Below are 13,136 nucleotides of genomic sequence, written 5' to 3' on the forward strand. Positions count from 1 at the left end.
GGTTGCATGAAGATTTTCGGGCCGCTGTACGAGCGGGCGATGAAGTGGGCGGCGCACGAACGCGCGCCGACCTACCTGACGGTGTTGAGCTTCTTCGAGGCGATCATCTTCCCGGTGATGCCGGAGGTGATGCTGGCGCCGATGTGCGTGGCCCAGCCCAAGCGCGGTTGGTGGTTCGCCACCCTGAGCCTGGCCGGCTCGATGGTCGGCGCACTGGTTGGCTACGCGCTGGGTCATTACGCCTTCGAGGCGATCAAGCCGCTGTTCGAGGCGCTGGGCATGCTGCCGGCCATCGAGCAGGGCATCACCACCGTGCAGGCGAAGATGGCCGAGTCGCCGTGGGCAGTGTTCACCTTCCTGGTGCTGGGCGGATTCATGCCCATCCCGATGAAGGTCTTCACGTGGGCATCGGGTATCGTCGGTGTACCGATGCCGCAGTACCTGTTGAGCATGCTGATCGGTCGTGGCAAGCGCGTGTTCGTGCTGGCTGCGGTCATCCGTATCGGTGGTGCGCGTGCTGAAGCGGCACTGCGTCGCTGGATTGAACCGCTGGGCTGGATCGCCACCGCGCTGGTGGTGGTGCTGATCGCCTGGCTTGTATGGAGGTCGAAGTTCGCATGAGTCCTGATCGTCTGAGCAAGGGAGTGCGCATCGGCGCGCTGGCGTTGCTGGTTTCCACCCTGGCCGCCTGCGGCACCGCCACCGTGGTTCGTCCTGGTGGTGGCAGCACCGGTGGTGGTGTGACCACGCCGAAGACCTCGGTACCCAAGCCGGGGCAGACCGTGGTGGTGCGCAAGGGCGACACCATCTATGCGCTGGCCCGCATCCATGACATCACCCCGGCCGACCTGATTGCCTGGAACAGCCTGGACAACCCCTCGACGATCTATCCGGGGCAGGTGATCCGGCTGTATCCGGCCGGTGCCAGCGGCGGCCGCGCACCCACCACGGTGGTCACCCCGCCGCGTTCCGGTGGCAGCAGTGGCGGCAGCACCACGCCGGCCCCGGCGCCGGTCGGTCCGGTGAAGAGCAACATCGCCTGGCGCTGGCCGGCTGATGGCGCCATCGTTGGCCGCTACGTGGCTGGTGATGCGACCAAGCAGGGCGTCGACATCGCCGGCACCAGCGGCCAGGCGGTCAAGGCCACCGCCAATGGCGTGGTGGTGTATTCCGGCGCCGGCCTGGTCGGCTACGGCGAGCTGATCATCATCAAGCACAGCGACCAGTGGCTGTCGGCCTATGGCCACAACCGCAAGCGCCTGGTGAATGAAGGCCAGAGCGTGAAGGCCGGTGAGCAGATCGCCGAAATGGGCCGTACTGGTGCGAACCGCGACATGGTCCACTTCGAGATTCGCTACAACGGCAAGCCGGTCGACCCGCAGCAGTACCTGCCGGCACGCTGATCGTCAGATGCGATAGCGCCGGGCCATGCCCGGCGTTCCTGACCTGTAGAGGCGAGCCATGCTCGACCCGGGTACTGCAGAGTGGTCATTTGCGACCTTGTGTGTCGCAGGCTCACCTTCACGGCGGACGGGATACCCGGCATTCTTGAGCGGTCCCAGTCGATCCGGTGCCCCATGCTCCGTCCTGCTTCCACTCTCGCGTTGCTCATCGTCGCGCCGCTGGCCTCCGCAGCCAGCGATCCGCGCGACGTGGTCACCCGTCTTTACGCGGCCGTCCAGGCGCCGGCTTCGGACGAAGCGACCATTCCGCCGTTGCTGGGCGATGCGCTGCGCTCAGCCATCGATGCGCAGCGCGCTTACGAGCGGACCTGTGCGGTGCTGGCCGCGCATGACGAGAAGCCGCACATGCTGGACCAGAGCCCGTATCTCATGGCGCCGGATCGGCCGGAAACGGTAAAGGTGGGGCTGCCCGCGACGAGCGGCGATGGCAGTTGGGTACCCGTCGAAATGGCGATAGGCGACTATCGCTGGACCGACCGTGTCCTGCTGCAAAGGCAGGGCCAGGACTGGAATGTCATGGACATCCGCTGGGGCCAGGGCGGCAACCTGATCGGGCGGCTGAAGCAGTTCTCGGCCTTCCGCTGCACCGCTTCTGGCGGCTAGCGCCGGGGCGCGCCCGACGCCTCGACCTCAGCCTTCCAGAATGAAAGCGGCCGCGACCTTGCGGCCTTCGCCCGCCAGGATGTTGAAGGTGCGCGCGGCGGCCGGATTGTTCATCACTTCCAGGCCGATGCCGCGTGACAGGCAGGCAGCCATCACCACTGCCGGCGGGAATACCTGGCGGTCACCCGTGCCGAGCACGATCAGCGCCGGGTTCAGCGCCAGGATCGGCTCCAGGTCAGCCAGCTGCAGCGCGGTGGCGCTCACTACCGGCCATTGCGTGACCAGCTGGTCCGGGGTCAGGAAGAAACTGCTGCCCAGCACCTGGTCATTCACCTTGGCCGAGCGGCCATCGGCGGCGCGCAGGCTGTAGGCGTAATCGGGCGGTTCGTGGTTCAGCTGCATGGCAGTAAGACGATCAGCCGCGCGGCAGCACGATCTGGCGCTGTTCCTTGCTCGGGCGGTACAGCACGGCGACGTGGCCGATGCGCTGTACCAACGCGCTCTCGGTGGCTTCGACGATCTCGCCGATCATCACGTCACGGGCGTCGCGGTCTTCGGCAGCGACCTTCACTTTGACCAGCTCGTGGCGCTCCAGCACTTCGTTCAGCTCAGCGATGAAGGCCGGGGTCACGCCCTTGCCGCCGGTCTGCAGCAGGGCCTTCAGGTCGTGGGCTTGGCCGCGCAGGAAACGGGTCTGGGAAGCGGTCAGGGCGATGGACATGCAGGAAAACACGGTTGAATGGGGCGATCAGGGTATCATGAGGACCCCATCAGCCCCTATTTTCAATGGCTACCCGCAGCAAAAGCAGCCAGCGCTGGCTCAAGGAACACTTCTCCGACCCCTTCGTGAAGAAGGCCCAGGCCGAAGGCATGCGCTCGCGCGCGGCCTACAAGCTCGAAGAGCTGCTGGAACGTGACCGGTTGCTGAAGCCGCACATGGTGGTGGTCGACCTTGGCGCGGCCCCGGGCGGCTGGTCTCAGCAGGTTAGGAGACAGATCGGCGATACCGGCCGCGTGCTGGCACTGGATATCCTGGACATGCCGCCGCTGGCCGGCGTGGAGTTCCTTCATGGTGACTTCAGGGAAGAAGCCGTTCTATCGCAGTTTGAAGCCATGCTCGGGGATCAGCCGGTAGACCTTGTGCTGTCGGACATGGCCCCCAATAAGAGTGGTGTAGGCGCGGTCGACCAGCCGCGGATGATGCACCTGGCGGAGCTGGCCCTGGATTTTGCCGACAACCACCTGAAGACCGGTGGCGCATTCCTGATCAAGCTGTTCCAGGGCGAGGGCTTTGACGACTACGTGCGCGACATGCGCCGCCGGTACGACAAGGTCTCCATCCGCAAGCCGGAAGCCTCGCGCAAGCGCTCTCCCGAGGTGTATGCCTTGGGTCAGGGAAAACGCGCCCACATGAAGTAAGCTCGCAACGTACGCAAGTTCGACCCCAACGCAACGCCAGCACTGAGAGGAACACCGGAGCCAATGAGGATGAACGACTTGACCAAGAACCTCCTGCTATGGGTGGTCGTCGCCGTCGTGCTGATGGTGGTCTTCCAGAGCTTCTCGCCGAAGTCCTCGGGGGCCGGCGCGCAGGGCGCGTCGTACTCGCAGTTCCTGGACCAGGTGGACAGCGGCAACGTGCAGAAGGTCGCCTTTGGCGGCGACATGCGCGGCGGCACCAGCCAGCTGACCTACACCACCCGCGGTGGGCAATCGTCCACCATCACCGCACCGTTCGATCGTGACCTGATCAACGTGCTGCGTACCAAGAACGTGGAGATCGTGCAGGAGGAGCCGTCCAGCGGCATTTCCCTCGGCGCGATCCTGATGAATTTCCTGCCGGTCATCCTGATCATCGGCTTCTGGTTGTTCATCATGCGCCAGATGCAGGGCGGTGGTGGCGGTGCCAAGGGCGCGATGTCCTTCGGCAAGTCGCGCGCCAAGCTGCAGGGCGAAGACCAGATCAAGGTCACCTTCGCCGACGTCGCTGGCTGCGACGAGGCCAAGGAAGAAGTGGGCGAGCTGGTCGACTTCCTGCGCGACCCGTCCAAGTTCACCAAGCTGGGCGGCAAGATTCCGCGCGGCGTGCTGATGGTCGGCCCGCCGGGTACCGGCAAGACGCTGCTGGCCAAGGCCATCGCGGGCGAAGCCAAGGTGCCGTTCTTCTCGATCTCCGGTTCGGACTTCGTGGAAATGTTCGTCGGCGTCGGCGCCAGCCGCGTGCGCGACATGTTCGAGCAGGCCAAGAAGCACGCCCCCTGCATCATCTTCATCGACGAAATCGACGCCGTCGGTCGTCACCGTGGCGCCGGCCTGGGCGGCGGTCATGACGAGCGCGAGCAGACCCTGAACCAGCTGCTGGTCGAAATGGACGGTTTTGAAGGTGGCGAAGGCGTGATCGTGATCGCTGCGACCAACCGTCCGGACGTGCTGGATCCGGCGCTGCTGCGCCCGGGCCGTTTCGATCGCCAGGTCGTGGTCGGCCTGCCGGACGTGAAGGGTCGCGAGCACATCCTGAAGGTGCACATGCGCAAGCTGCCGCTGGCCGACGACGTCGAGCCGATGGTAATCGCGCGTGGTACCCCGGGCTTCTCCGGCGCCGACCTGGCCAACCTCTGCAACGAGGCTGCCCTGTTCGCCGCGCGTGGCAACGAGAAGGAGGTCCGCATGGACCACTTCGACCGTGCCCGCGACAAGATCCTGATGGGTGCCGAGCGCCGCTCGATGGCCATGAGCGAGGAGGAGAAGACCCTCACCGCCTACCACGAAGCCGGCCACGCCATCGTCGGCCGTCTGGTGCCCGAGCATGACCCGGTCTACAAGGTCACCATCATTCCGCGCGGCCGCGCGCTGGGTGTGACCATGTACCTGCCGGAAGGCGACAAGTACTCGATGAACCGCGTGGCGATCAAGTCGCAGCTGTGCTCGCTGTACGGTGGCCGCGTGGCCGAAGAGCTGATCTTCGGTGCCGACAAGGTCACCACCGGCGCCTCCAACGACATCGAGCGCGCCACCAAGATGGCCCGCAACATGGTCACCAAGTGGGGCCTGTCCGACCAGCTCGGCCCGATCGCCTATGGCGAAGAGGACGACGAGGTGTTCCTGGGCCGTTCGGTCACCCAGCACAAGAGCGTCTCCAACGACACCGCGCGCCGCATCGACGAGGAAGTGCGCAACATCCTTGACGAGGCTTACGCACGCACCACCGAGCTGATGACGGCCAACCTGGACAAGCTGCACGCGATGTCCCAGTTGCTGCTGCAGTACGAGACCATCGACGCGCCGCAGATCGACGCCATCATGGAAGGCCGCGATCCGCCGCCGCCGGCCGGTTGGAACAAGTCGAACAAGGATGGTGGCAACGACAAGGGCGGCGACGCCCGTCCGCTGCCGCCGATCGCAGGCCCGGCCGAATCGCACTGACGGCCCGCTGCACGTGACACCAGACGAGGCCGGGGCAACCCGGCTTCGTCGTTTCCGGGCCACTGGCCCATCCCGAAGAACTGATCTGACGCTGGAGCCCGCATGTCCGCCCCGAAGCCCGAACCGATTTCCCACACCGCCGAAATGGTCATCGCCACCGTGGTCGGCGTGGGTGTGGGCCTGGGGGCCGACAATCTGCTGCTGGGCTGCGTGGTGGGTATCGGTGTCGGCATCGTGCTGAGCATCGTCAGGACCCTGTACGTGGACCGAAAGCGCCGCCGCCGTTAAGGGTGTTGGCAGGGCTGCGCCCTGCACCCGCGGTAGTGCCGGTCGCTGGCCGGCAACCTCAGCAGCAACAGCAACAGCAACAGCGGGCTTTCTGTAGGATAACGGGGCGGTGTCGGAGTGCGGGGACGCTGCAAGTACGTCCCTGTAAGCTTGGCAGCCGCTTGCTCGCGTGCGCATTCCTGCGCACACGGCAAGACCGGGGTTGGGCGTCCTGCCCAACCCGCCCGAGGCATGCCTCGGGCCCATGCGGCTGACACCCCGCCCTCCGACACCGCCCCACCTCTGACAGATCTCCGCGGCTGTTGGTAGGTGTCGACCTTGGTCGACACATCTGTCAGATATCGAATGAGTCATCCACGCATGGCGTGGATCTACTGCAGATCGCAGAAAACTGTCGAAGGCGGGGTGGGTCCGGTTGCGGGGGCGTGAGCGCCATGGATGGCGCGACCGAGCCTCCATGGACGGATTCACGGCGTCTCCCGCAACCGGACCCACCCCGCCATCCCTCAGTAAACCCGCTGTTGCTCCGGCTCTTGCTGTAGCTCTGGCCTCTGCGGGTGCAGGGCGCCGCCCTGCCGAACTAAACTACCCGCCGTTGTCCCTGCAGGATTGCCCATGTTCGATACCTCGCCCCAGCTCGATTGCGCCGGCCGCATCCTGCGCCTCGACCGTGCCCGGGTCATGGGCATCGTCAACGTCACCCCGGACTCGTTCTCCGATGGCGGCGCGCACGACACCACCGAGGCCGCGGTCGCACATGGCCTGAAACTGGTCGAGGACGGCGCGGACCTGCTCGATATCGGTGGCGAATCCACCCGCCCCGGCGCTGCCCCGGTATCGATCGAGGACGAGCTGCGCCGCGTGATTCCGGTGATCGAGCAGCTGGCCGCCCGAACCCAGGTTCCGATCAGCATCGACACCTTCAAGCCGGAGGTGATGCGTGCGGCCGTGGCCGCCGGCGCCGGCATGATCAATGACATCTTCGGCCTGCGCCAGGACGGGGCGCTGGACGCCGCCGCTGCAACCGGCGTGCCGGTGGTGCTGATGCACATGCAGGGCGAGCCGGGCCACATGCAGGCTGACCCACACTACGATGACGTGGTCGCCGAGGTGCACGGTTTCCTGGTGCAGCGCCTGTTCGCTGCAGAAATGGCCGGCATCGCGAAGAAGAACCTGCTGGTCGACCTCGGTTTCGGCTTCGGCAAGACCACGGCCCACAACATGACCCTGCTGGCGCGCTCGGAACGCTTCCTGGAACTGGGCGTGCCGATGCTGGCTGGCTTGTCGCGCAAGCGCAGCCTGGGGGAACTGACCGGCCGCGACACGCCGTCCGAACGCGTGGCCGCGTCGGTGGCCGCGCACCTGATTGCGGTGCAGCGTGGTGCGCGCATCGTGCGCGTGCATGACGTGGCGGCCACCGTCGATGCGCTGAAGATCTGGCAAGCGGTCGAGGCGGTGCCGACGCCGCGCGCCGACGCCACGCCGACGATCCGCTGGCCGGACGAAGACTGATGGGCATCGACCGGCGGCCGCTGGCGATCGCCGTGATGGGGCCGACCGCCAGTGGCAAGACCGCCACCGCGATCGCTCTGGCACAGCAGCTGGATGGCGAAATTGTCAGCGTCGATTCGGCGCTGGTGTACCGCCACATGGATATCGGTTCGGCCAAGCCCGATGCGGCAGAGCGTGCGCAGGCGCCGCACCATCTGCTGGACCTGCGCGATCCCTGGCAGACCTACTCGGCAGCCGAATTCGCCGCCGATGCCGGCCGGGTCGTGGCCGACATCGTGGCACGCGGCAAGATGCCGATCCTGGCCGGTGGCACTGGCCTGTACTTCCGCGCCCTGTTGCAGGGCCTGTCGCCGATGCCCGAGGCCGATCCGGCGACGCGCGAAGCGCTCAGCGCCGAGGCGGCCGAGCGTGGCTGGGCGGCGCTGCACGCAGAGTTGGCCAAGGTCGATCCAGCAGCAGCGGCACGCATCCATGCCACCGACCCGCAGCGCATCCAGCGGGCGCTGGAGGTCTATCGCCTGACCGGCACCCCCATCACTGAATGGCAGCGCCGGCCGGGCGTGGCGCCGTTGCCGGTGCGCACCCTCAAGCTGATCCTGGCGCCGCGTGACCGCGCGGTGCTGCACCAGCGCATCGAGGCGCGCTTCGACGCCATGCTGGCGCAGGGCTTCCTCGACGAGGTGCGGGCGTTGCGCGCGATGCCGGAAATGGCTGCCGTGGAGGCGCCGCTGGACCTGCCGGCAGTGCGCGCGGTCGGCTATCGGCAGGCCTGGGAATACCTGGAGGGGGAGGGCGATGCCGCCCGCTTCCGTGACAAGGCGATCTTCGCCACCCGCCAGCTGGCCAAGCGCCAGCTGACCTGGCTGCGCGGCGAGCTTGATGCGCGCTGGTTCGACCCCCATATCGACCACGAGCGCCTGGCCGGCGCGGTGTCGACCTTCGTCGCACGCTGAACCCCCGCCAGCCGTGTAACATCATCGGTCGGCGGGCGGCTCGGGGGCCGTGGCAACCGTCGGCAACCCAATAAGAACAATAATCAGGAGTGTGCAATGTCCAAGGGGCAATCGCTGCAGGATCCTTTCTTGAATGCACTGCGGCGCGAACGCGTGCCGGTTTCGGTGTACCTGGTGAACGGCATCAAGCTGCAGGGCACGATCGAGTCGTTCGACCAGTTCGTGGTCCTGCTGCGCAACACGGTCAGTCAGATGGTCTACAAGCACGCCATTTCCACGGTCGTTCCGGCACGCAACGTGAAGGTCGGTCCGGGCGGTGGTTATGTGCAGTCGGGTGAAGGTGGTCAGGCAGGTGATGAAGCAGACGAGTAATACCGGAGCGGTGAATGTTTGACCGCTCGAAGAAGGGCGAACACGCCCTGTTGATCCAGCCCCATTTCGGCAAGCTGGAAGACGATGTGCTTGAAGAGTTCGGTGATCTGGCCCGCTCGGCTGGGGCCAGCATCGCCGCGACGATCACCGCACGCCTGGATCGTCCGAATCCGTCGACCCTGATCGGCAGCGGCAAGCTGGACGAGATCAAGGCCGCGGCCGATGCCAGCGGTGCCGACCTGATCCTGGTCAACCATGCGTTGAGCCCGGGCCAGGAGCGCAACCTGGAACGCTTCCTCGAGCGCCGGGTGATCGACCGTACCGGCCTGATCCTGGACATCTTCGCCCAGCGTGCGCACAGCCACGAAGGCAAGCTGCAGGTCGAGCTGGCGCAGCTGCGTCACCTGGCCACGCGGCTGGTGCGCGGCTGGACCCACCTGGAGCGCCAGCGCGGTGGTTCGATCGGCCTGCGTGGCCCGGGTGAAACCCAGCTGGAAACCGACCGCCGCCTGTTGCAGAAGCGTGTCGAGCAGCTGCAGAAGCGGCTGGAAAAGGTCGAGGTGCAGCGCACCCAGATGCGCCGTGCGCGCGTGCGCAGCGAGCTGCCGCGCGTGGCCCTGGTCGGCTACACCAACGCCGGCAAGTCGACCCTGTTCAACGCCATGACCGGCGCCGAGGCGTACGCCGCCGACCAGCTGTTCGCAACGCTGGACCCGACCGTGCGCCGCATCGCGGTGCCGGGCGGCAACGTGGTGCTGGCCGACACCGTCGGCTTCGTCCGTGATCTGCCGCATGACCTGGTCGCTGCGTTCCGCTCGACCCTGTCCGAGGCGCGCGAGGCCGATTTCCTGCTGCACGTGGTCGACGCCGCCGATCCGCACCGCGAGGAGCGCATCGCCCAGGTGGACGAGGTACTGACCGCGGTCGGTGCCGGTGACCTGCCGCAGTTGCTGGTGTTCAACAAGATTGACCGGATCGAGGGCGCCGACGTTCGCCACGATGGCCAGGATGGCGTGCCCGACGAGTCGCGTCGTGAACGCGTCTGGATTTCCGCGCGTGACGGGCAGGGCCTTGAGCTGCTGCAGGCAGTGCTGGGCAAGCGCCTGGGCCTGCAGCACGTGACCGGTGAACTGCGCCTGCCGCCGGATGCCGGCCGCCTGCGTGCGCGCCTGCACCAGCTGGAAGTGATCCGCAGCGAGCAGGCCGACGAAGACGGCTGGCTGCTGCAGGTCGACCTGCCGATCGCAGAAGCCGAAAAGCTGGCTGCCAGTGCCGACGGCGCGCCGATCCGGGCGCTGCTGCCGGAGAAACTGCCGGAGTGGTGAGGTAGCGGCCCATGCCCGGTAGTGCCGGCCGCTGGCCGGCAGCGCAACCGTGCCGGAGGGGCGCGACATCCAGCTGTCATCTGCGGTACAACGTGCAGGTTCTTCACCCCACCGTCATGCCGATGTCCATTCCCACCGACGCTGAACTCAATGCCCAGTCCGCCGCGCTCGGGCAGCGCCTGCAGCAGGCTTCGCTGCAGCTGGTGACCGCTGAAAGCTGCAGTGGTGGCTGGATCGCCAAGTGCATGACTGATATCGCCGGTTCCTCGGCGTTCTTCGACTGCGGCATGGTGGTCTACAGCTACGAGGCCAAGCAGCGCCTGCTGGGCGTGCGTGCGCAGACCCTGGAGCAGTTCGGCGCGGTCAGCCGCGAAACCGTGCTGGAAATGGTGTCCGGCGCGCTGGTCAATTCCGGCGCCGGTATCGCCGTGGCGGTGACCGGCATTGCCGGACCCGGCGGTGGCAGCCCGGACAAGCCCGTCGGCAGTGTCTGGATCGGCTGGAAGCGCCGCGGTGGCTACGCCCGTGCCGAGCTGTTCCAGTTCGATGGCGACCGCGAAGCCATCCGCCGGCAAACCGTGGCGGCGGCATTGCGCGGTATCGACGCCCAGCTGTGACATGCTGATCCGGTAATCGTCCGGAGCACGCATGATGTGGGAAACGCTGGGCACGGTCCGTGACCTGGGCCGACTGCAGGAAATCGCCGTCGTCCTGATCCGCTATGGCTTCGGCGATGTGGTGCGGCGCATCGGCCTGGCCAGCACGCTGGAGCGGGCAGGGCGCCTGCTGCACTGGAACGAGGAGCGGCAGGAACTGTTGCGGATGACCGCGCCGGTGCGCGTGCGCAGCGCGATGCAGGATCTCGGCCCGACCTTCGTCAAGCTCGGCCAGGTGCTGGCGACGCGCGTCGACCTGCTGCCGCCGGAATGGATCGCCGAGCTCTCTGAACTGCAGAACGCAGTACCGGCGCTGCCGTACGCGGATATCCGTGAGCAGCTCGAGGCCGATCTTGGCGCATCGCCTTCAGAAGTGTTCGCCTTCCTTGATGAAACCCCGATGGCCGCCGCCTCGCTGGCGCAGGCCCATCGCGCGCGTCTGCATGACGGTCGCGAGGTGGTGCTGAAGGTGCGTCGCCCCGGCATCCGCGATGTGGTCGAAGCGGACCTGCGGCTGCTGGCCCGCCTGGCGGAGATCGTCGAGGCGCGCCTGCCGGACCTGCGCCGCTATCGCCCGGCCGAGGTGGTGCAGCAGTTCACCGTGTCGCTGCGTCGCGAGCTGGATTTTGCCGCCGAATGCCGCAATGCCGAGCGCATCGCGCGCAACTTCAAAGGCCGAGACGATATCCTGATTCCCCGCGTGCACTGGCAGTGGACCTGCGAAAGCCTGAACGTGCAGGACTTCGTCGACGGCATTCCAGGGCGTGATCTGGCTGGCGTTGATGCCGCAGGACTGGACCGGCGCGAACTGGCGCGACGCGGTGCGGACATCGTGCTGAAGATGGTGCTGGAGGACGGCAGCTTCCACGCTGATCCGCACCCGGGCAACATCATCTACCTGCGTGACGGCCGCATCGGTGTGATCGATTTCGGCATGGTCGGTGCGCTGTCCGAAGTGCGTCGTTTTCAGGTCGCGCAGCTGCTGCACGGGCTGGTCGAGCAGGACCCGCAGGGTGTGGCCGACGTGCTGCTGGACTGGGCCGGCGGCGTGGAAGTGGACGAGAACCGGCTGCAGCACGACATCAGCCAGTTCGTCGACCAGTACCGTGGCGTGCCGCTGAAGGACCTGCGCATCGGTCTGATGCTGGGCGACATCACCCAGCTGCTGCGCAGCTACAGCCTGACCCTGCCGGCCGACCTGGCGCTGATGATCAAGGCGTTCCTGACCCTGGAAGGCATGGGGCGGCAGCTGGACCCTGATTTCGACATGGCCAGCGCCGCGCGCCCGTTCCTGGAACGGGTGGTACTGCAGCGCTATGCGCCCAAGGCCCTGCTCAAGCGCGGCCGCCGCAGCTTGCTGGGCCTGGTCGACTTCGCCGGTGAACTGCCCCGCGACCTGCGCAAGCTGGTCCAGGCCGCCCGCCGTGGGCGCCTGCAGCTGAAGGTGGAAACCACGGCGCTGCAGGGCTTCGGCGAGCAGGTCAACCGTGCGGCGAACCGGCTGGTGATGGGCATCGTCACTGCTGCCCTGATCATCGGCTCATCCATCGTGATGCACAGTGTAGGTGGCGTCTCCAGCCGCTGGCTGCTGGCGCTGGGCGTATGCGGCTTCATCGGCGCCGGCTTCTGCGGCGTCTGGATCCTGTTTTCGATCTGGAGAAGCGGCAAGCACACATAGTGTGCTTGCCGCAGCGGTTCCCAACGGGAGCCGCGGAATCGCTGCGCGATTCCTGTAGAGCCGACCGCTGGTCGGCTGCTTCTGCTCTCGCCTTTGTCTCTGCCAGCCAGGCCAAGCCCGGCGACGATTACCGAGCACAGCTCGGCACCACAGCTGTCGCCGTGTCGCCCCCGGCACTTGCAGTCCCGCTCATTAGTAGTAATACTACTAACCATGGACCTGACCGACACCCAGCAGGCGATCCTGCAGTTGATCGCCGAGCGTATCGAGAGCGAAGGCGCGCCGCCGTCGCAGACTGAAATCGCACGTGCGTTCGGCTTCAAGGGCGTGCGCGCGGCCCAGTACCACCTGGAAGCCCTGGAGCAGGCCGGTGCGATCCGTCGCATCCCGGGCCAGGCCCGCGGCATCCGCCTGGTACAGGCGCCACCGGTCGAGAAGCTGGCCGAGCCGGGCCTGCCCGACAACGTCCTGCGCCTGCCGGTGCTGGGCCGTGTCGCAGCCGGTCTGCCGATCGGTGCTGATATCGGCTCGGACGACTTCGTGGTGCTGGATCGGGTGTTCTTCTCGCCGGCACCGGATTATCTGTTGAAGGTGCAGGGCGATTCGATGATCGACGAGGGCATCTTCGACGGTGACCTGATCGGCGTGCACCGCACCCGCGATGCCCATTCCGGACAGATCGTCGTGGCCCGCATCGATGACGAGATCACCGTCAAGCTGCTGAAGATCGCCAAGGATCGTATCCGCCTGCTGCCGCGTAACCCCGACTACAAGCCGATCGAGGTGCTGCCTGACCAGGACTTCTCGATCGAGGGCCTCTATTGCGGCCTGTTGCGACCCAACCGTTGACCCGTTCCATAGCG

General features: G+C 66.6%; 15 protein-coding genes. 13 read left to right on the forward strand and 2 right to left on the reverse strand.

The genetic code is table 11. From position 1 onward, the window contains the following. Window positions 1-6 precede the first annotated feature (6 nt). From ACZK4Z_RS07885 to ACZK4Z_RS07895, 3 genes are all read left to right on the forward strand, one after another. The gene (locus ACZK4Z_RS07885; RefSeq protein WP_014036746.1) at window positions 7-621 is read left to right on the forward strand and encodes a YqaA family protein; all 615 of its coding nucleotides are present in this window, start codon (window positions 7-9) and stop codon (window positions 619-621) included. Then, a complete protein-coding gene (locus tag ACZK4Z_RS07890; RefSeq protein ID WP_032130122.1) occupies window positions 618-1,403 on the forward strand; it encodes a peptidoglycan DD-metalloendopeptidase family protein in 786 nt (261 codons plus the stop codon). The genes ACZK4Z_RS07885 and ACZK4Z_RS07890 overlap by 4 nt, the downstream gene beginning before the upstream one ends. Window positions 1,404-1,577: 174 nt before the next feature. Continuing rightward, window positions 1,578-2,066, forward strand: coding sequence for a YqhG/Tai3 family protein (locus tag ACZK4Z_RS07895; RefSeq protein ID WP_478451323.1), 489 nt, complete (start codon window positions 1,578-1,580; stop codon window positions 2,064-2,066). A 27-nt stretch (window positions 2,067-2,093) separates the two neighbouring features. On the opposite strand, the gene ACZK4Z_RS07900 is transcribed toward ACZK4Z_RS07895, so the two are convergent. Together ACZK4Z_RS07900 and yhbY are read right to left on the reverse strand one after the other, a co-directional pair. After that, window positions 2,094-2,468 (reverse strand): Mth938-like domain-containing protein, encoded by a 375-nt coding sequence (locus ACZK4Z_RS07900; protein WP_012510659.1) that lies wholly within the window; start codon window positions 2,466-2,468, stop codon window positions 2,094-2,096. A 13-nt stretch (window positions 2,469-2,481) separates the two neighbouring features. Further along, complete coding sequence (yhbY, locus tag ACZK4Z_RS07905) at window positions 2,482-2,787, reverse strand: ribosome assembly RNA-binding protein YhbY (protein WP_004152868.1); 306 nt, start codon at window positions 2,785-2,787, stop codon at window positions 2,482-2,484. 65 nt (window positions 2,788-2,852) lie between these two features. Here yhbY and rlmE point away from each other — a divergent pair, with 65 nt between their 5' ends. The 10 genes from rlmE to lexA all read left to right on the forward strand — a co-directional run bounded on the left by rlmE (window position 2,853) and on the right by lexA (window position 13,122). After that, window positions 2,853-3,485, forward strand: a complete 633-nt coding sequence (gene rlmE, locus ACZK4Z_RS07910; RefSeq protein WP_005409014.1) for a 23S rRNA (uridine(2552)-2'-O)-methyltransferase RlmE — start codon at window positions 2,853-2,855, stop codon at window positions 3,483-3,485. A gap of 69 nt (window positions 3,486-3,554) precedes the next feature. Then, the gene (gene ftsH, locus ACZK4Z_RS07915; protein ID WP_010485966.1) at window positions 3,555-5,489 is read left to right on the forward strand and encodes an ATP-dependent zinc metalloprotease FtsH; all 1,935 of its coding nucleotides are present in this window, start codon (window positions 3,555-3,557) and stop codon (window positions 5,487-5,489) included. Window positions 5,490-5,591: 102 nt separating this feature from the next. Next, a complete protein-coding gene (locus tag ACZK4Z_RS07920; RefSeq protein ID WP_121503759.1) occupies window positions 5,592-5,777 on the forward strand; it encodes a hypothetical protein in 186 nt (61 codons plus the stop codon). A 615-nt stretch (window positions 5,778-6,392) separates the two neighbouring features. After that, window positions 6,393-7,289 (forward strand): dihydropteroate synthase, encoded by an 897-nt coding sequence (gene folP, locus ACZK4Z_RS07925; protein ID WP_478451324.1) that lies wholly within the window; start codon window positions 6,393-6,395, stop codon window positions 7,287-7,289. After that, the gene (miaA, locus tag ACZK4Z_RS07930) at window positions 7,289-8,242 is read left to right on the forward strand and encodes a tRNA (adenosine(37)-N6)-dimethylallyltransferase MiaA (RefSeq protein ID WP_478451326.1); all 954 of its coding nucleotides are present in this window, start codon (window positions 7,289-7,291) and stop codon (window positions 8,240-8,242) included. Before folP ends, miaA begins: the two co-directional genes overlap by 1 nt. 96 nt (window positions 8,243-8,338) lie before the next feature. Next, on the forward strand, window positions 8,339-8,614 hold the full coding sequence (gene hfq / locus ACZK4Z_RS07935; protein ID WP_004152891.1) for an RNA chaperone Hfq: 276 nt from the start codon (window positions 8,339-8,341) through the stop codon (window positions 8,612-8,614). A gap of 14 nt (window positions 8,615-8,628) precedes the next feature. Continuing rightward, on the forward strand, window positions 8,629-9,939 hold the full coding sequence (gene hflX, locus ACZK4Z_RS07940) for a ribosome rescue GTPase HflX (protein WP_478451328.1): 1,311 nt from the start codon (window positions 8,629-8,631) through the stop codon (window positions 9,937-9,939). Between the two features lie 122 nt (window positions 9,940-10,061). Continuing rightward, window positions 10,062-10,556 carry a CinA family protein gene (locus tag ACZK4Z_RS07945; RefSeq protein WP_010484249.1) on the forward strand — a complete coding sequence of 165 codons (495 nt, stop codon included), beginning with the start codon at window positions 10,062-10,064 and terminating at the stop codon, window positions 10,554-10,556. 34 nt (window positions 10,557-10,590) lie between these two features. Then, on the forward strand, window positions 10,591-12,273 hold the full coding sequence (ubiB, locus tag ACZK4Z_RS07950) for a 2-polyprenylphenol 6-hydroxylase (protein WP_478451539.1): 1,683 nt from the start codon (window positions 10,591-10,593) through the stop codon (window positions 12,271-12,273). Between the two features lie 213 nt (window positions 12,274-12,486). After that, entirely contained in the window at window positions 12,487-13,122 is a 636-nt protein-coding gene (lexA, locus tag ACZK4Z_RS07955) for a transcriptional repressor LexA (RefSeq protein WP_110711851.1), read from the forward strand. Window positions 13,123-13,136: the final 14 nt, after the last annotated feature.

Source organism: Stenotrophomonas sp. 71799_Sma, from assembly GCF_056482505.1.

Coding starts and splice junctions, on each gene's coding strand:
- ACZK4Z_RS07890 (WP_032130122.1), top strand. CDS start 618: ATGAGTCCTGATCGTCTGAGCAAGGGAGTGCGCATCGGCGCGCTGGCG.
- ACZK4Z_RS07945 (WP_010484249.1), top strand. CDS start 10,062: ATGTCCATTCCCACCGACGCTGAACTCAATGCCCAGTCCGCCGCGCTC.
- yhbY (WP_004152868.1), bottom strand. CDS start 2,787: ATGTCCATCGCCCTGACCGCTTCCCAGACCCGTTTCCTGCGCGGCCAA.
- ACZK4Z_RS07920 (WP_121503759.1), top strand. CDS start 5,592: ATGTCCGCCCCGAAGCCCGAACCGATTTCCCACACCGCCGAAATGGTC.
- ftsH (WP_010485966.1), top strand. CDS start 3,555: ATGAACGACTTGACCAAGAACCTCCTGCTATGGGTGGTCGTCGCCGTC.
- miaA (WP_478451326.1), top strand. CDS start 7,289: ATGGGCATCGACCGGCGGCCGCTGGCGATCGCCGTGATGGGGCCGACC.
- hfq (WP_004152891.1), top strand. CDS start 8,339: ATGTCCAAGGGGCAATCGCTGCAGGATCCTTTCTTGAATGCACTGCGG.
- lexA (WP_110711851.1), top strand. CDS start 12,487: ATGGACCTGACCGACACCCAGCAGGCGATCCTGCAGTTGATCGCCGAG.
- folP (WP_478451324.1), top strand. CDS start 6,393: ATGTTCGATACCTCGCCCCAGCTCGATTGCGCCGGCCGCATCCTGCGC.
- ACZK4Z_RS07885 (WP_014036746.1), top strand. CDS start 7: ATGAAGATTTTCGGGCCGCTGTACGAGCGGGCGATGAAGTGGGCGGCG.
- rlmE (WP_005409014.1), top strand. CDS start 2,853: ATGGCTACCCGCAGCAAAAGCAGCCAGCGCTGGCTCAAGGAACACTTC.
- ACZK4Z_RS07900 (WP_012510659.1), bottom strand. CDS start 2,468: ATGCAGCTGAACCACGAACCGCCCGATTACGCCTACAGCCTGCGCGCC.
- hflX (WP_478451328.1), top strand. CDS start 8,629: ATGTTTGACCGCTCGAAGAAGGGCGAACACGCCCTGTTGATCCAGCCC.
- ACZK4Z_RS07895 (WP_478451323.1), top strand. CDS start 1,578: ATGCTCCGTCCTGCTTCCACTCTCGCGTTGCTCATCGTCGCGCCGCTG.
- ubiB (WP_478451539.1), top strand. CDS start 10,591: ATGTGGGAAACGCTGGGCACGGTCCGTGACCTGGGCCGACTGCAGGAA.